The following is a 16,623-nucleotide window of genomic DNA, read 5'->3' on the forward strand; positions in this document are numbered from 1 at the left end:
ACGCGCCCTCTCCCTTCCATCCAAGGTGTATTATTATTTTAAGAAACGGCTTGGTGAAATAGACCAAAGAATGAAGACATTAAAAAAAGGGCGCCCTATTTCGGGCTGCCCTTTATTCACCGGGATTTTCGGTTTTTTTCTGTACGGATTTCAATTCTTTTTTCCGGCTGTCGTCATCTTCAAAATACTGAACGAGATCGCCGATGCGGTCAATGCTGTTCCAGCTCAGATGATGTTCGATTCCTTCTACATCATTGTAAATCTTCTCTTCATCAACACCAATGATTCTTAAAAACTGCTCAAGCAATTCGTGTCTGTATACGAGGCGTTTGCCGATCTTTTTGCCTTTTGACGTCAATACGAGCCCGCGATATTTTTCATAAATCAAGTACTCGTCTTTATCTAGTTTTTGAACCATTTTCGTTACAGAGGAGGGATGGACTGCCAAAGCTTCCGCGATATCAGAAACCCGTGCATATCCTTTTTCTTCTATCAGCATATAAATCTGTTCAATATAATCTTCCATACTTGGTGTTGTCATCGTACCCCTCCCAAAAAGCACCTTAACTTTATAAACCATTACAAGTTTACACTAACGGTCATGAAAAAACAAGGATGCTTCCGGTCTGTCAAGCCTTAATCAGCGCTTATAATTCCATTCGTCAGACGCGTATTTCGTCTCGGCCAGCTCATTGACAAACGCAAGCTCTTCCGGCGTGAGTGTGTAAGGCTCAAGATGAATGTTCAGGCCTTCCTCAAAACCGGCTTTAAAAGCGATTCTGGCTTCATCCATCGTTACCGGTTTTTGCGCTAAGGCGTTGATGGCTACCGCTTTGTTTTTGAAATTCCGCTGCATGCGCTCACGGACTCTGTCGCTCGGATATAAAAACAGATCAAACAGCTTGTCCTCATCAATGTCAAGCAGGATGGAGCCGTGCTGAAGAATAACGCCTTTTTGGCGTGTCTGCGCGCTTCCCGCCACTTTCCGCCCTTCGACGACCAGCTCATACCACGAAGGCGCATCAAAGCAGACGGACGAGCGCGGATTTTTCAGGCTTTCTTTTTCCTTTTCCGTACGCGGAATCGCAAAGTAAGCATCAAGCCCAAGGTTTCTGAACCCCTGCAGAATGCCTTCTGAAATCACCCGGTATGCCTCTGTCACCGTGGCCGGCATTTCCGGATGATCCTCTGAAACGATTACGCTGTATGTCAATTCTTTATCATGTAGAACACCCCGTCCGCCTGTCGGTCTTCTGACAAACCCGAGGCCGTGTTTATGTACTGCGTCAAAGTTAATTTCCTTCTTAATATTTTGAAAATACCCGACAGACAGCGTTGCCGGATTCCAGCCGTAAAAACGGATCACCGGAGGAATTTTTTTTTGGCTGTGCCAATATAAAAGCGCTTCATCCAGCGCCATGTTAAATGCCGGGCTTTCATTCCCTGAGTCAATAAACCGCCATGTTTCTTTTTCCATACACTGAACCCTTCTTTATCGTTTTAATAAAATCAGTTTAACAAACTGACGTGAAAATGAAAAATATTTCGTTTCATTAAGGATGACAATCGCTTCATGCTTTACTATAATAGTATTTGTCCCAAAACGTCCGGTAAGCCTTGTTTTCACAAGCAGGGTTTTTGATTTTATAAGCTAAAGGAGTAGAATCGCATTGTCTAATATGATTGCTTTAATTATTGTTGCGGCGTTTATCGTTTATATGATCGTGTCGTATTTTTACCAGCAGCGTTTAATGAAAACACTTACGGAAGAGGAATTCCGCGCGGGCTACAGAAAAGCGCAGCTGATTGACGTCCGTGAGCCGAATGAATTTGAAGGCGGCCATATTCTCGGCGCGCGTAACATTCCGCTGTCACAGCTGAAGCAGCGCAAAAGCGAAATCCGTCCTGATAAACCCGTTTATCTGTACTGCCAAAACAATGTCCGCAGCGGACGCGCGGCACAGACGCTCCGCAAACACGGCTGCAAGGATATTTACAACCTGAAAGGCGGATTTAAAAAATGGGGCGGAAAAATTAAAGCAAAGAACCAATAATAAAAAAGAGCTCTCCGTTTTATACGGAAGCTCTTTTTTTATACCCGTCAGCGGCTGCCGGCAGATGTATGTTCGTATTTTAAAACCGGCTTTCTTGCGGCCTTGGTTTCATCCATTCTTTTGACAACCGTGGTATGCGGCGCCTCCTGAACGGTCTCAGGTGATTCCTCCGCTTCCCGCGCAATTTGAATCATGGCATCTATAAAGGCATCAAGCGTTTCCTTCGATTCCGTTTCCGTCGGTTCGATCATGATGCTTTCTTCCACATTGAGAGGGAAATACACAGTCGGCGGGTGATAGCCGAAATCTAAAAGCCGTTTGGCAATATCAAGCGTTCTTACGCCGAGCTTTTTCTGTCTTCTTCCCGATAACACAAATTCATGCTTGCAATGACGGGCATACGGCAGATCATAATAAGGCGCGAGTCTTCTCATCATATAATTTGCATTTAAAACCGCGTTTTCGGTCACAGCTTTTAAGCCGTCAGGCCCCATGGAGCGGATATACGTGTAGGCTCTGACATTAATGCCGAAGTTTCCGTAATAAGGCTTTACGCGCCCGATCGATTGCGGACGGTCATAGTCAAAAGTCAAACGGCCCTCTTTTTTCGTGAGGACGGGTTTCGGCAGGTACGGAATGAATTCTTTCTTTACTCCGACCGGGCCCGAGCCTGGTCCTCCTCCGCCGTGCGGCCCGGTAAATGTTTTATGCAGATTAAGATGAACGACGTCAAATCCCATATCTCCCGGTCTTGCTTTACTTAAAACGGCGTTTAAATTCGCTCCGTCATAATAAAGCTTTCCGCCGGCCTGATGGACGATATCAGCCATTTCTGTAATATTTTCCTCAAATAAGCCGAGGGTGTTCGGATTCGTCAGCATCAGCGCCGCTGTTTCTTCATTTACCGCTCTTTTCAAATCTTCAATGTCAACCAGCCCGTGTTCATTTGACTTGACGGTAATCGTTTCAAAGCCGGCGACCGTGGCGGATGCCGGATTCGTCCCGTGGGCAGAATCGGGAACAATCACCTTCGTCCGTCCGAAGTCTCCCCGTGCTTCATGATAAGCGCGGATCATCATCAGGCCGGTCCATTCGCCGTGAGCGCCCGCCGCAGGCTGCAGCGTCACCTCGTCCATACCCGTAATTTCCTCCAAGTGTCCGCTTAAATCGTATAAAAGCTCAAGCGCTCCCTGAACCGTGTCCTCGTCCTGAAGCGGGTGAATGGCTGAAAAGCCTGGGAACCGGGCAATTTTTTCATTTAATTTCGGATTGTATTTCATCGTACAGGAGCCGAGCGGATAAAAACCTGAATCAACCCCGTGGTTTCTCTTAGAAAGTGCGGTATAATGCCGCATAATATCAAGCTCTGATACTTCCGGAAGCTTTGCGTCTTCATTGCGGATATAATCACCCGGAAGAAGGCTTTCAAGCTCCGTTTCCGGTACATCAAGCTCCGGAAGGCTGTAACCGACACGCCCTTCGCGGGACATTTCAAAAATAAGCGTCTGATCTTGATTATTCATGTTGATCCCCCAATCCCGCAATAAGCGAATCGATCTCTTCTTTTGTTCTCAGCTCTGTGACGGCAATGAGCATATGCTGCTTCAGTTCCGGATACGCTAGGCCTAAATCATATCCGCCGATTATGCCTTGTTGTAAGAGCCTCCGGTTTGCTTCCTTGACTGGCTCATTCAGCCTGACTGCAAACTCATTAAACATCGGGCCGTCAAACGCTATGTGCAAGCCGGCTTTTTCCGCTTGGCGTCTCGCGTAATCAGCTTTCAGTATATTTTGGCGGGCTATGTCTTTGACGCCGTTTTTTCCGAGCGCCGTCATCGCAACTGAAGCCGCTAAAGCGTTCAGCGCCTGGTTTGAGCAAATGTTGGAGGTGGCTTTGTCTCTTCTGATATGCTGTTCGCGCGCCTGAAGGGTGAGAACAAAGCCTCTTCGGCCGTTTTCATCCTCCGTTTGGCCGACAAGACGGCCCGGCACCTTCCTCATCAGTTTTTTCGTTACTGCAAAATAGCCGCAGTGCGGGCCGCCGAACGCCGCAGGTATGCCGAATGGCTGCGCGTCCCCGACGACGATGTCAGCTCCGTATGCCCCGGGCGGTGTCAAAATACCGAGAGCGAGCGGGTTTGAAGAAACAATCAGCTGGCTGTTTCCTTTATGTGCGAGCGGCTCAATGTCCTTTAACGGCTCAATTTGTCCGAAGAAGTTCGGATACTGGACGATCACGGCGGCCGTTTCATCGCAAACGGCATCCTCTAATGCTTCAAGGTCTGTGACGCCGTTTTTCGCGGGCACCTCTACTACCTCGATATATTGGCCTTTTGCGTATGTTTTCAGGACATCCCGTGATTCCGGATGAACGGCCGCGGAAATGACGATTTTTTTCTTTTTCGTATGGCCCGACGCAAGCATCGCCGCTTCCGCCAACGCCGTCCCCCCATCGTACATGGAGGAGTTTGCGATATCCATCCCCGTTAACTCACAGATCATCGTTTGAAATTCAAAAATCGCCTGCAGCTCTCCTTGTGAAATTTCAGGCTGGTAAGGCGTATATGCCGTGTAAAACTCTGACCGGGAAATCACATGGTCGACGATAACCGGCTGATAGTGATCGTACACACCTGCGCCCAGAAAAGATGCATATGTAACAGCGTCCTTATTTTTCGCTGCAAGCTTTGTCAGCTCTCTCGTCAGCTCTGTTTCTGATTTTGCTTTTTTAATTTGGTAGTCTTTTTGAAACCTCACATCTTCCGGGATATCGGCAAACAGTTCATCAATTGTTTCTGCGCCGATGGCTTTCAGCATTTCTTTTTTATCCTGTTCTGTCGCGGGCAAATATCGATGCTTCATATGACTCTCCTTTTTCAGCTCTGTTTTGGACGTTTATAAAACGGTGTGCGGACAATCTTCGCTTTTACCGTTTTTTTGCGGATTTCCACTTCTACTTCCGTTCCGATTTCACTGAATTCCGTTTTGATTAAGGCAAGGCCGATATTTTTCTTTAAAGTCGGAGATTGTGTGCCTGTCGTGACTTCACCGATTGCAACACCGTCTTTTTTTACGGCGTATCCGTGTCTCGGAATCCCTTTTTCAATCATCTCAAGCCCGACCAGCTTACGCGGAGCTCCTTTTTCTTTCTGTTCACTCAATACAGACTTCCCAAAAAAATCGGAATCTTTCTTGTGCTTTACGGCAAATCCGATTCCGGCTTCGATCGGCGTAATGTCTTTCGTCAATTCCTGACCGTATAAAGCGAGCTTCGCTTCAAATCTCAGCGTATCACGGGCGCCGAGACCGCACGGAACGAGCCCTTCATTCTCTCCCGCTGCAAGAATCTCTTTAAAAAGATGAACCGCGTCTCCGTTGCGGCAATAAAGCTCAAACCCGTCTTCACCGGTATATCCCGTTCTTGAAAGCAGGACTTGGCGTCCGGCAACGTCCGCCTCATCAATAAACGTAAACGGCTTTAAGGAAGCCAAATCACATTCAGTCAGCTTCGAAAGAACCGTCTGAGCATTCGGTCCCTGAACGGCAAGCAGTGAAATCTCGTCAGACTGATTCGTTAATGTGACATCCCCTTTTGCATGTTCCTTCAGCCAAGCGAGGTCTTTTTCAATATTAGACGCATTGATTACGAGCAGATAGCAGGTTTCGCTTTTCTGATAGATCAGCAAGTCATCGACCGTGCCTCCGTCGGGATAACACATGGCGGTATAAAGCGCGCTTTTCGGCTTTAAGTCGGCAACGTCATTTGTCATCATTTTTTGCAGAAAAGACAGGGCGTCTTGCCCGGATACTTCGACTTCTCCCATATGGGACACATCAAACAGGCCCGCTTTTGTGCGGACGGCTTCATGCTCCTCTTTAATAGAAGAAAATTGAACAGGCAGCTCCCATCCTCCAAAATCAATCGTTTTTCCGCCGTATTCTTTATATACGTCATAAAGCGGTGTTCGTTTCAGCATCATCTTCCCCCTTCAGTCATTGGCGCATTGTAAAGACATATAAAAAAGGACAGAGAAACACCTCATGAAAATGAAGGTTTCTCTGTCCCGGCACCTGAAAGTTTACTTTATGAAAACATCATAAAGACGTCCCCTTTGGTGGTCTGCCTTTTCTGCTCGCAGACACTCTCCAGAGTTGCGTCGAGCAAGAGTTCTTTTGCCTGAGAGATTCACTCCGCAGTTTGCTCCTTCGGCGCCCGGATGCACATCTTTCTTCCGAGTCTCTCCCCTTGCTGTCATTCGCTCATATTTACCAATTGTTATGGACATACTAAAGCAATATCTTGGGTGAAATCATTACTTATATCCTACCACCCTCACTTACGTCCGGCAACAAAAATTATGATAAATCAGTTTTTTAAAAGAAAGGCGGTTTTGTTACATATGACAGCAGAGATCATATTTGATGCAAACTGGCCGGGAGAGTTTTCTGAGCGGCTGAAAACGGACGGTCCCTGGTCAAATTGGGAGTTGTACAAACTGTCGGCTGAAGTCCAGCAGACTCTTGCCATTCCTGAATTTGAAGGGTTGAGGGCTCCTTTATACCTGCCCGATTTCACTCCGCTTCCCCATCAGCTTGAAGTTGCCCAGAAAGTCGTTGAAAAAATGAACGGCAAGGCGATTTTGGCTGATGAAGTGGGGCTCGGAAAAACGGTGGAAGCGGGCCTGATTTTAAAAGAATACATGATTCGCGGGCTGGCAAAAAAAATCCTGATTCTTGTGCCGGCATCACTCGTTTCCCAATGGGTGAAAGAGCTTCAGGAGAAGTTTTTAATACCGGCTGTTGAACAGAAGAAAAGCTATGTGTGGGAACAGTGCGATATCGTCGTTTCTTCGATTGATACGGCCAAACGCTCGCCTCACAAGGAAATTGTGCTTTCTATTCCGTATGATCTCGTCATTATTGACGAGGCGCACAAGCTCAAAAACAGCAAAACGAAAAATTATGAATTTGCGAGAAGTCTTGTGAAGAAGTACTGCCTGCTTCTGACGGCAACCCCGATCCAAAACCGGATCGAAGAAATTTTTAATTTAGTGTCACTGTTAAAGCCCGGCCACTTGGGAAATGAAAGCGGATTTCAAGAAACCTTCAATCAAAAGGACGGAATTGACGCTCATGAGCATTTGAAAGAGCTCGTCAATAAGGTGATGATCCGAAACACACGGAGCGACACGGGGCTTACATGGACGAAGCGCCACGTCGAAACAGTGCCGATCACCTTTTCACCGACGGAACAGGCGCTTTACGATGACATTGCCGCACTGAAAAACGGCACGGAAAAGCCGACAAGCGCATTTTCCATTATGACGCTGCAAAGAGAGTGCTGTTCAAGCCGGGAAGCCGTGTATATGACGCTTAAAAAAATGCTTGATCAAAAGGAGCAAAAAGCGCCCGCATTCGATGAACAGACGATTGCGAATTTAATGGACCGCATCAATCAAGTCACGCAAAACTCAAAAGCGATCCAAGTGGTTGACTTGATCCAAAAGATTAATGACAAGGTCATTATTTTTACTGAGTACCGGGCGACACAGATTTACCTGCAATGGTTTCTTCAGCAGAACGGCATAAGCTCTGTTCCGTTCAGAGGCGGATTTAAGCGTGGGAAAAAAGACTGGATGAAGGATCTCTTCCGGGGGAAAGTGCAAGTGCTGATCGCTACGGAAGCCGGCGGCGAAGGGATCAACCTGCAATTCTGTAATCATATTATCAACTATGATCTCCCGTGGAACCCGATGCGGCTTGAACAAAGAATCGGAAGGATACACAGACTCGGTCAGGAAAGAGATGTCCACATTTACAACATGGCGACAAAACATACGGTAGAAGAGCATATCTTAAAACTTCTGTATGACAAAATTCATTTATTCGAAAATGTCGTCGGAGAATTAGATGACATATTAACAAAAATCAAAGTGAACAATTTTGAAGACCACTTACATGATATTTTATGCCACTCGCTGACAGAGGAAGAAATGCGAATCAAAATGGACAATCTTACCTCTTTTCTATCGTACGGTACGGAAAAGCCGGCCAGAAAAAAAGGCTCTTAATCTAAAGGAGGAAGCGCGACATGAGACAGCAGGAGGTTCACGAATTTTTACTGCGCTTTTTTGAAGCGAACCACTGCCCGATTACTGATCACGGGCCGGGTTTTATGACGGTTCAATTGACGGTCGAGATGGACAAACAAATTATGAACCGGCCGTTTTATTGGCATTGGCGTGAAAAAACGGGCGGAGAACCGAACCCGATGAAGATCACTTTCATCACTGATAAAGAAACGGCTCCGGATGATATGGACGGAGAATTTATTTACTTCGGAGCCCCGCGGCTCTTTCAAATCTTTCAAGCAGTTAAACAAAATGGGAGATTTACAAGAATATATGAGAAAATTGTATCAGCCGGAGCCAGAGTGCCGCTTCAGCCCTGGCTTGGATTAAATGTAGTGATTTCATACCAATCCGACATGAAAAAAGACAGACTTTTGTCTTTAGGCCTGCATCTTGTATCTGGAACAATTATAGAAGGATTTCAGCAGAAGCTTGCACCGCTTCCGCTGACATCACAAATATCAGACTATTGCTTTACCATATCGCCGATGATTAAGCCGGAAAGCGGGATTAAGAGGATGGAGCATTATTTGAAAAACGCTGCCGCCAAAGAGCCGTCAGACTGGGCTGACAACGCGATCGCCAGATGGAAGAAGGACCTCAGGCTTCTCGATCAGTTTTATGAGCAGACAGAGGAAAAACCTGAGGAATACCAATTGGAAAAACAAGCGCTGAAAGCCTTATATCAGCCGAAAATTCACATTCAGATTGAGAACGGCGGTTTATTTTTCCTGCAAAGTAATTTTTCTGGATAAGAGTTATCCATTCGACAGCTTTCCCGTTTTTTTTAGAAATTCTATATATAGAAAAAATTTCTGGCGTTTCGCATGCGATGAATCACTTCCAGACATGAAATAAAGATAAGGTCATGGCCGGATTGGCTGAAATACATAAACAAGTATTTTAGGAGGAGAAAATGCATGAAAAATGCAAAAACAGAGTTTTCGCAATTAGATAAGGAATGGGTTGAACTGATATTAGAAGCCCAAAAAGCAAATATCAGCCTAGAAGAGATACGCAAATACCTGCATTCGCATAAAAAGTCTTCTCAACATATCCAGGCCGCCAGAAGTCATACCGTAAATCCTTTCTGAATGTGCTATAATATCACAAGGAAGGTGATGACATTGATTGGCCAGCGTATTAAACAATACCGAAAAGAAAAAGGCTACTCACTATCAGAACTAGCTGAAAAAGCTGGGGTAGCGAAGTCTTATTTAAGCTCAATAGAACGAAATTTACAGACGAACCCCTCCATTCAATTTCTAGAAAAAGTCTCCGCTGTTCTGGACGTCTCGGTTCATACATTACTTGATGAAAAACATGAAACCGAATACGATGGTCAATTAGATAGTGAATGGGAGAAATTAGTTCGCGATGCGATGACATCCGGGGTATCAAAAAAACAATTTCGTGAATTTTTAGAATATCAAAAATGGAGAAAAGCGCAAAAAGAGGAGTAGTGCCGCCATATGTGCACAACTCCTCTTTTATCTGTCCGGCATTCGGATCAGTTTTTATCCTCACTATGAGCCTTTTCATTTTCCTTCACGTAACCGTCTTTATCCGTATGGTCTTTCGTAATGGTCAATCCGTTCCATTGCGTTGCTTCAAATGAGAATTGAAGAGAAATCGCATTGCCCTGGAATTTGTTTTGGACACTCAGACCGTTTGCGTCTTTTGCGGTATCATTTTTAAATCGGATTTCCATCCGCACTTGATCATAATCAACAGGCGTTTTCGGAACTCCGTCGTACTCAGGCGCTGTTTTGCCGTTAATGGTTGCTACATTGACTTTTCCGCTCTCACTCAAGAACTTCGGATCAATATGCTTGCTGATCGCTTCAGCCGCTGCTTTATCCTGCTTTGCAGACATTAAGTATAAGTCTTTCAGGCTGGCCGCCTTCAAAATGATATTTTTAGGGTAGCCGTTGCCCCCTTCTTTACCGACTGTCAGAACCGTAATTTCAAACTGGCTGAGGAAATCCTCCGCAGATTCGTTTCCTTTCTTTGCTCCTTTGAAGTCAGTAAAGTTCAAAGCCATCAGCACTTCTTTAATGGCAAGTGAACCGTTGTTTCTGAATTCAAAATCTTTTGTCAATTTGTCGCCTGGTTTTAAGTTTGACAAATTGACATTGGCTGATTGTTCTTTAGCCGATAAATCAAGTGTTCCTGACGCAAATGTGGCGTCCGTGGACTTCACATCATTAAATGCGGCCCATGTGCCTCCTCCTACTAATGCTAAACCGAGTGCGGCTGAGGCAACGCCCAAGCTTAATTTCTTTTTCATACCCATGTTTGTACTCCCCTTACTTTTTCATTTTTTGTTATCAAATCCTGTCGCCAGGTTGCAACCGTATTCATGTGGACATGGTCCCGTTTCTCTCATGTTCCTCCAGCGCTTTCGTCTTCCGCTCGATATCGCGGAGAGCGCTTGCAATGACTGTTATTGAGTAAATTAAAAGCATGACGCCGGGAACGATTAACAGAATCGCCGTTCCGATCGGCTGGCTGGCCAAATGTATTACATATCCCGCATACGGGAGCTGATATCCCGTATACTGGGCCGCCACTTTTTCAGCTTGAACGGGTGCGGCATCCGGAGCGGCATTATGGTCTCCTTTTGTCTCAAACAACAGGCGGCCGCCCTTTTTTGTGATCCCGATTATTCTGTGTGTTACGACTGACCCGTCATCTTGTGTAAAAGTGATGACATCGCCTTTTTTTAAGTCATTCACATCAGAAATTTTCTTTACCGCTATGAGTGAACCCGTCTTAAATTCCGGGTCCATTGAACCCGACAGCACGGATTTCAGCGTATAGCCGAAGATGGCCGGCTCACCGCCGGAAGCCCGGGTCGAGATTACCGTCAATGTCAGCACAATAATCAAGCTGAAGATTACGGCATACAAAATATTACTGATCAGTTTCAGTGTTTTTTTCATGTTCTTCCCCGCTTTCTTTTGCCGGCTCAGCCGGTTTTTTCTCTGTTTTCTTCTGATCGGAAGCCGTCGCCTGTTCTTGGCACTTAACAAGCTTCATCGGTTTTGACCACTCAAATTTTTCTTCGTTCGCAGGATATCCTTCAGGCTTGTAAACCTTGAATGCATAAATTCCCGGCTGCAAGGCCCGCTTTGACTCCATTTTATAAATCGTTTTGCTTTTTTTATCAGTAATAAGCCCTTTATCCACGACATTGCCGTTTTGTAAAGGCTGTTGCTGAGAGGCAATTTTATGGAGCTCCCATTTCCAGTCAGAAACAGTCCGCTCTTTCCCCCTGTTCTCCAGCTCCGCATAAAGTTGAAGCGGCGCACACACGGTGCCTGACGTATCAGTTTGATTTGTGATATGTAAATCACTTTGATCCCAGCGTTCGTCATAACGGCAATTGTCATCTGTATATCGAAAATCTCCGCACGTTTGAACCGGGAGACTGAAGCTTTTCACATCATTAAAGGAGGAACTTGTGTCTCCCGTAAACTGAGTACATATCGTCACGGGCAGGCAGAAAATGAACGACAGCCGTAAAAACAGCATCATTCTCGATCTCACCTTGCCCTTTTTTTCCGGTCGCAACAATCGGAACATGCCTTACCCCCTGTAAAACTGTTTATAAATATGATATTCGTTCTCTTTAAAGAACCGCATGAACAAAGTATAATCAAGGATTATCGTATTGGAAAATGTCAAAAACGATCAAATTGTTCGTTTTTAAGAATATATCCTTTAAAAACAACGTTTTGCTCCAAATTACACACCTTTTTGGAATTTTTTCTAATAAAATGTGAGAAAATAACGGAGTGACCAACACAAAATGGAAACTATATACAGCGAAAGGACGAAGAATGATGATCAAACAAAGTCTGATTTGCCTTTCAATTCTTGGTTTCGGAGTTTCAGGGACAGCTCAGGCGGAAACGGTGCCTTATTATGCTGTTCACCATAAATCAAAATGGGAAAAAATCGCAGAAAAAGAAGCTAAAAAAAGATATCCGCTCGCTCAAACGTTATTTATTCAAAAGGTGTGGGATCGGAAAAGAACGGATGAAGCAGTCAAACAATATCACTTGACATTGCGGGATGGCGCTAAAGAATTTGGTGTGTTTGTTACGATTTCTTTTAATCCCTACAGCCAAAAGGTAAATAAAATTGCGGTTATTGAGGAATACCAATAAAGGCCCTCCTATATCAGGAGGACCTTTCGGGTGTTGCACTTTATTTTTTCCGCTGCATCCACAGCTTAAAACCATACGGCAATATTCCGAACCAGTGTTGAGAAGCCGGCATTTTCTTTTCTTTCCGCACTTCTTTTCGCTCTTTTCGTTCCTGTTTCGGCGTATCGAAATATTTAACGAATTGCTCAGTCATATATTTTACATAATCGTTTGTTTTCATGGCTCTCACCTCATACTGTCTTTATTATGAAGTGTTGTCCCGCCGCCTCTTTTTTATACTTCTGTCCATTGAATCAGCTGTTTCTTCTTATGATTGAATAAAAGGTGAGCCTCCCGTCTCGTCCCTGATGCTGTTACCGCCTTTATTGTAACTTGAACCGTTTCCCGGCGATCGTTCCCGTTGATGTAAAAGGAGACGGTTCCGTACGGAAAACGCTGTGTGCCCGACTGAGTCTTTTGTCCCTGTATCATATGACGGCTTGACAGCAGTGCGCCGTTTTGAAGCAGGTTCTCACCGATCCAGTACTCCCCGGCCTCTTTTGCAAATGTTTTTCGGGTGATGAAATCAGAAGAAGTATAGCTGATGACAAGTAAAACTGCGGCAGAAACAAACAGAACCGCCGGATATATAAACCCGTCAGATTTGTACATTTTAATCACCTTTTAAAGAGCTGTAAACCGGAATGGCCGTCTGCTTCTTTTTACCTGTAACGCTTGTGATTCCCACTAAAATCAGGCCGTTTTTCACATCAGCCGTTAATGAAGCAGCGTTATGCAGGATCGGCACATGGCCTTTTCCGTTCACTCTTTTCCTTATCATCGTGTGATAGATTTCAAAACGCACTTCTTCGCCTCCTGTTTTCCTGCAGGTTAACGCCCGTCCGCCATCTGCAGGCTCCACAGTCTCAGCCTGTTTACATTCATTCATGATCTGCTGAACGGCAATATGATGCTCCCGGCTGTCTATTCCTCCGTTATCGGTCCGGCCTGATAAAAACAAATGTAAAATCGGGCTCAGAGTGCCTGATAAGAAGAGACAGACGGCCAAGGAGACCAAAACATTAAGAAGCGTAAAGCCAGTCTGTTTTGAGAATGCTGAGGCACATTTCTTTTTCGCCGCGGACAGCTGCACAGACTTTGTAATAATCACCATCCTCCTTCCACGTCACATCGGGAGATGGCTGCTTTTTTCCGGACATCATATATGCGCTGATATGTTTATGAAGAAGCTGGTACACTTCCTGGTGTTCTTCTATTTTCAGATTGTCTGTCAGCATGCCCGTCCAGACCGGAACGATAGAAATCATAAGGAACAGCCAAATAGCCATTGCTGATAGTGTTTCAATAGTAGAGAACCCCTTATTTCCGTTCTGCATGGACATTTCCGCTCCCTAAGTAAATTGTTATTTCATAAGTGAATCCCGCGCTTTTCAATTGAATCTTTCCGCCGGAATTCGGATGGCCTTTTTCGTTAAATTCAAGGCTCTCCGGTAAAGTCACAAGTGTAATGTGAAGCGAATCAAAGGAACGCTCAACAATCCTTCCGGCTGACTGCAGCTTGTATTTATGCTCTTTTGGGAGAAATGTGATTTTTGTTCTTTTATGTTCTGCGATAGCCGTTTCCTGAGCAAGCTGAATGTCTTTTTGGAGCTGTTCTGTTTTTTGCCGCACGGCCAGATGGGTATAAACCGGCGGAACCGCCGTGAACAAAACAGTCAGCAATACAGACGCCAGACTTAACACAACCAGGCTTTCAAGAAGAGTGAATCCGTTTTCTGTCAGCCGGTTATTGTTCAACTGTAACTTCCCCGCCCTTTATTAAAATCTGTTTTCCATTCGGGCAGGCTGTATTCTTTTTGATATATCCCTCTGATTGTAAGTCGGTCATATCCGGCATTTTTCCTTCATGGTCGATTTCGTACGCCGTCACTTGGGCTTTCACCATATTCTGAAGTCCTTCACAGCCTTTATGCTGAATGCTTTGATTATGTTTTGTTACGTTAGGAATCGTGATTAAAAGCAGAATGGAAACGATAAATAAAACGATCAGCATTTCAATTAAAGTAAATCCATCTTGATTTTTCAGACGAAGCACTCCCTTACATTTGGTTCATCATCTGGTACATCGGCATCAGCATTGACATATACACAAGTAAAATCATACCGGCCACAACACCGTAAATGACAGGCTGGAGAATACCGGTATACTTCTCCGCATTTTGTTCAAGACGCTCCATCATAAACTGGCTGTACGTATAAAGTTCGCGATGAAGCCGGCCGTTTGCCTGTCCGTGACTGACTGCAGCCGCAAGATCTTTTTCATAACACGGATGGCCGGAAAGAGCAGATTCTATAGTTTCACCGGCCTTCAAACGTGTAATGAGCATCTCTGCTTCTTCACGGTAAAAAGGCAGAAAAGATTGTTCTTTAAAAGCAGTTAAGCTGTCATAGATAGAAAGACCGGATTTCAGAAGACTGCTGAGCTGTAAAGAGAAAAAGTAGCTGTTAAAAAGAACGGCCGCTTTTCCTATCAGGGGGATTTTCACAACGATAAGCATCTTGTCTTGCGGGGATTTTTTCTTACATAAGAACCAAACGTACAAAAACAAGCTGAGAACGGCTGACATCCCCAGTGCGCAGGCTTCATGAAAATGCTGAAAAAACGCAAAGATGAAAGCAGTCGCACCGGAAGTATTCATATTCATTGATTGATAAATCCCTGAAAACTGCGGAATAATCAAACTTTGCAGGATATAAAACATGACGCAGACGGAACATATTAAAAACATCGGATACCGGAGCATTTTTTTGATTTGATTCGTCTGCATGAGCTTTCTCTGTAACAATTCGCCGCTTTGTTTCATCGCCCCCGGCAATTCTCCGTGTTTCTCCGCGAAATAGCAGATCGAGACGGCTTCTTTATGAAAAGACAGTGCCTCAAGCACTTGGTAAAACGAATCGCCTTCTCTCAGCCGGCGAATTCCGTCCGTCAGCTCTGCAAGCTGACGTTTATGCAGCTGGAGTTTCAGCAGTCTGAGCCCTTCAATCAGGCTGTATCCTTTTTCCGTCATTTCACCGAGCCTTTTCAAAAAAGCCGCTTGGTCCTTCAACGGCCAGGTTCTTTTAATCCGCTTCATGATACACCCACCGATCATAATTATCAGTCGTGACATAACCGAGCGCGATGCCTTTTCTGATCAGCCTGCGAAGCGTCTGATATTGAAAATTGGCGTGCTCCCCTTTTGCTTCTTGAAAGCACTGGGTGAGATTTTTTCCGTAAAGCAGTTCATAAATCCCAGCACGGCGTGTCTGCCTGTATAGACTGCAGTACACGGAACAGTTGTCCGTTTTGCAAAACGGACACGTTAAATCAACCAGACGCTGAGCGGCGATGGCAATAACGGTTTGTTCAATTTCCGTCATGTTCACCCCGAACTCCAGCAGCCTGTATATGGCGCCCTTAGCATCTCTTGTATGCAGGCTTGACAGTACGAGGTGTCCTGTCATGGCCGCGCGGACTGCGATTTCAGCCGTCTCGGCATCTCTGATTTCCCCTAAGATGATCATATCGGGGTCATGTCTTAAAATCGCTTTTAAACCGGTGGAATATGTGACTCCGGCTTTTTCATTCACCTGAACTTGCAAAACATCTTCATCTCTCGTTTCTACGGGATCTTCCAGCGTGACAATCCGCCGGTTGAAATGCCGTTTTGCATAGTTGACAAGCGAGTAAAGGGTGGTTGTTTTTCCAGATCCGGTCGGGCCGGTAAAAAGAAGCAGGCCGTGCGAATGCTTCAGAAAGGATAATAATGCGGCGCCTGCCCCCGGAAATAAGGACAGTTTATCCAGAGGGGGAATCTGCCTTTTAGGCAATAGCCTGATGACAAGACTTTCATCATTCATTGTCGGCAAGGTTGACATCCTCAAATGAACGGTTTCCGTTGGAAGCGGCAGAGACAGTGATCCGTTTTGCGGCTTTCGTCTTTCTCCTATATCCATGGCTGATAAAAATTTAAAATGAGAAATAAGCCTTACGCATTCCTCTTTTTTTAAGACTCTTTTTTTCACAAGAGCATGACCGATGCGAAAATGAATGAAAGCATCCCTTTCCCTCGGCACAATGTGTATATCTGAAGCCCTTGCCATATAGGCCTCGTTGATGATGTTCCTGCTGTATGTTTCAATATTCTCCATAAGACTTCCCTCCTTCCGACACGTATTGTAAATCAAATACACAAAAGTGATCAAAGGAGAAATAATGCT

General features: G+C 45.1%; 22 protein-coding genes and 1 riboswitch. Of the genes, 6 read left to right on the top strand and 16 right to left on the bottom strand.

Translation table 11 applies throughout. From position 1 onward, the window contains the following. Positions 1-112: 112 nt before the first annotated feature. The gene (mntR, locus tag ACW5MY_RS11455) at positions 113-541 is read right to left on the bottom strand and encodes a transcriptional regulator MntR (RefSeq protein ID WP_013352852.1); all 429 of its coding nucleotides are present in this window, start codon (positions 539-541) and stop codon (positions 113-115) included. Positions 542-640: 99 nt separating this feature from the next. Continuing rightward, a complete protein-coding gene (locus tag ACW5MY_RS11460; RefSeq protein WP_013352853.1) occupies positions 641-1,477 on the bottom strand; it encodes a lipoate--protein ligase family protein in 837 nt (278 codons plus the stop codon). Positions 1,478-1,670: 193 nt separating this feature from the next. On the opposite strand from ACW5MY_RS11460, the gene ACW5MY_RS11465 reads away from it, so the two are divergent. Beyond that, positions 1,671-2,054: a rhodanese-like domain-containing protein gene (locus tag ACW5MY_RS11465; RefSeq protein WP_013352854.1), complete on the top strand. Its 384-nt coding sequence runs from the start codon at positions 1,671-1,673 to the stop codon at positions 2,052-2,054. Positions 2,055-2,101: 47 nt separating this feature from the next. Here ACW5MY_RS11465 and gcvPB read toward each other — a convergent pair whose 3' ends face one another. From gcvPB to gcvT, 3 genes are read right to left on the bottom strand one after another with little or no spacing between them, the layout of a single operon-like run. Next, positions 2,102-3,577: an aminomethyl-transferring glycine dehydrogenase subunit GcvPB gene (gene gcvPB, locus ACW5MY_RS11470; RefSeq protein ID WP_013352855.1), complete on the bottom strand. Its 1,476-nt coding sequence runs from the start codon at positions 3,575-3,577 to the stop codon at positions 2,102-2,104. Continuing rightward, entirely contained in the window at positions 3,570-4,916 is a 1,347-nt protein-coding gene (gene gcvPA, locus ACW5MY_RS11475; RefSeq protein ID WP_013352856.1) for an aminomethyl-transferring glycine dehydrogenase subunit GcvPA, read from the bottom strand. Before gcvPA ends, gcvPB begins: the two co-directional genes overlap by 8 nt. Before the next feature lie 14 nt (positions 4,917-4,930). After that, positions 4,931-6,031 carry a glycine cleavage system aminomethyltransferase GcvT gene (gcvT, locus tag ACW5MY_RS11480; RefSeq protein WP_013352857.1) on the bottom strand — a complete coding sequence of 367 codons (1,101 nt, stop codon included), beginning with the start codon at positions 6,029-6,031 and terminating at the stop codon, positions 4,931-4,933. Positions 6,032-6,209: 178 nt separating this feature from the next. Continuing rightward, positions 6,210-6,310, bottom strand: a riboswitch (glycine riboswitch). 144 nt (positions 6,311-6,454) lie between these two features. Here gcvT and ACW5MY_RS11485 point away from each other — a divergent pair. The 4 genes from ACW5MY_RS11485 (at position 6,455) to sinR (ending at position 9,648) form a co-directional block, all read left to right on the top strand. Further along, complete coding sequence (locus ACW5MY_RS11485; RefSeq protein ID WP_014470658.1) at positions 6,455-8,125, top strand: DEAD/DEAH box helicase; 1,671 nt, start codon at positions 6,455-6,457, stop codon at positions 8,123-8,125. Positions 8,126-8,145: 20 nt separating this feature from the next. Next, positions 8,146-8,940, top strand: coding sequence for a YqhG family protein (locus ACW5MY_RS11490; RefSeq protein ID WP_013352859.1), 795 nt, complete (start codon positions 8,146-8,148; stop codon positions 8,938-8,940). A gap of 165 nt (positions 8,941-9,105) precedes the next feature. Then, positions 9,106-9,279, top strand: coding sequence for an anti-repressor SinI (sinI, locus tag ACW5MY_RS11495; protein ID WP_013352860.1), 174 nt, complete (start codon positions 9,106-9,108; stop codon positions 9,277-9,279). A gap of 33 nt (positions 9,280-9,312) precedes the next feature. Then, the gene (sinR, locus tag ACW5MY_RS11500) at positions 9,313-9,648 is read left to right on the top strand and encodes a transcriptional regulator SinR (protein WP_014470659.1); all 336 of its coding nucleotides are present in this window, start codon (positions 9,313-9,315) and stop codon (positions 9,646-9,648) included. Between the two features lie 47 nt (positions 9,649-9,695). On the opposite strand, the gene tasA is transcribed toward sinR, so the two are convergent. The 3 genes from tasA to tapA form a co-directional block, all read right to left on the bottom strand. Beyond that, positions 9,696-10,481 carry a biofilm matrix protein TasA gene (tasA, locus tag ACW5MY_RS11505; RefSeq protein ID WP_013352862.1) on the bottom strand — a complete coding sequence of 262 codons (786 nt, stop codon included), beginning with the start codon at positions 10,479-10,481 and terminating at the stop codon, positions 9,696-9,698. Positions 10,482-10,545: 64 nt separating this feature from the next. Further along, entirely contained in the window at positions 10,546-11,130 is a 585-nt protein-coding gene (gene sipW / locus ACW5MY_RS11510) for a signal peptidase I SipW (RefSeq protein WP_013352863.1), read from the bottom strand. Then, a complete protein-coding gene (gene tapA, locus ACW5MY_RS11515; RefSeq protein ID WP_013352864.1) occupies positions 11,102-11,773 on the bottom strand; it encodes an amyloid fiber anchoring/assembly protein TapA in 672 nt (223 codons plus the stop codon). The genes sipW and tapA overlap by 29 nt, the downstream gene beginning before the upstream one ends. A 257-nt stretch (positions 11,774-12,030) precedes the next feature. Between tapA and ACW5MY_RS11520 the strand changes: the two genes are divergently transcribed. Next, positions 12,031-12,360: a DUF3889 domain-containing protein gene (locus ACW5MY_RS11520; RefSeq protein ID WP_013352865.1), complete on the top strand. Its 330-nt coding sequence runs from the start codon at positions 12,031-12,033 to the stop codon at positions 12,358-12,360. Between the two features lie 40 nt (positions 12,361-12,400). Here ACW5MY_RS11520 and ACW5MY_RS11525 read toward each other — a convergent pair whose 3' ends face one another. The 8 genes from ACW5MY_RS11525 to comGA are packed head-to-tail and all read right to left on the bottom strand — an operon-like array spanning position 12,401 to position 16,554. After that, a complete protein-coding gene (locus ACW5MY_RS11525; protein ID WP_013352866.1) occupies positions 12,401-12,580 on the bottom strand; it encodes a YqzE family protein in 180 nt (59 codons plus the stop codon). A gap of 53 nt (positions 12,581-12,633) precedes the next feature. Continuing rightward, positions 12,634-13,011 (bottom strand): competence type IV pilus minor pilin ComGG, encoded by a 378-nt coding sequence (gene comGG, locus ACW5MY_RS11530; protein ID WP_013352867.1) that lies wholly within the window; start codon positions 13,009-13,011, stop codon positions 12,634-12,636. A gap of 1 nt (position 13,012) precedes the next feature. Further along, positions 13,013-13,513, bottom strand: a complete 501-nt coding sequence (gene comGF, locus ACW5MY_RS11535; RefSeq protein WP_013352868.1) for a competence type IV pilus minor pilin ComGF — start codon at positions 13,511-13,513, stop codon at positions 13,013-13,015. Further along, positions 13,422-13,736 carry a competence type IV pilus minor pilin ComGE gene (gene comGE, locus ACW5MY_RS11540; RefSeq protein ID WP_014470662.1) on the bottom strand — a complete coding sequence of 105 codons (315 nt, stop codon included), beginning with the start codon at positions 13,734-13,736 and terminating at the stop codon, positions 13,422-13,424. Before comGE ends, comGF begins: the two co-directional genes overlap by 92 nt. Continuing rightward, positions 13,720-14,157: a competence type IV pilus minor pilin ComGD gene (gene comGD / locus ACW5MY_RS11545; protein WP_013352869.1), complete on the bottom strand. Its 438-nt coding sequence runs from the start codon at positions 14,155-14,157 to the stop codon at positions 13,720-13,722. Before comGD ends, comGE begins: the two co-directional genes overlap by 17 nt. After that, on the bottom strand, positions 14,147-14,455 hold the full coding sequence (gene comGC / locus ACW5MY_RS11550) for a competence type IV pilus major pilin ComGC (protein ID WP_013352870.1): 309 nt from the start codon (positions 14,453-14,455) through the stop codon (positions 14,147-14,149). Before comGC ends, comGD begins: the two co-directional genes overlap by 11 nt. 4 nt (positions 14,456-14,459) lie before the next feature. Continuing rightward, positions 14,460-15,497: a competence type IV pilus assembly protein ComGB gene (comGB, locus tag ACW5MY_RS11555; RefSeq protein WP_013352871.1), complete on the bottom strand. Its 1,038-nt coding sequence runs from the start codon at positions 15,495-15,497 to the stop codon at positions 14,460-14,462. Next, on the bottom strand, positions 15,484-16,554 hold the full coding sequence (comGA, locus tag ACW5MY_RS11560; protein ID WP_013352872.1) for a competence type IV pilus ATPase ComGA: 1,071 nt from the start codon (positions 16,552-16,554) through the stop codon (positions 15,484-15,486). The genes comGB and comGA overlap by 14 nt, the downstream gene beginning before the upstream one ends. Positions 16,555-16,623: the final 69 nt, after the last annotated feature.

The organism is Bacillus sp. Bwzl_19, assembly GCF_054900515.1.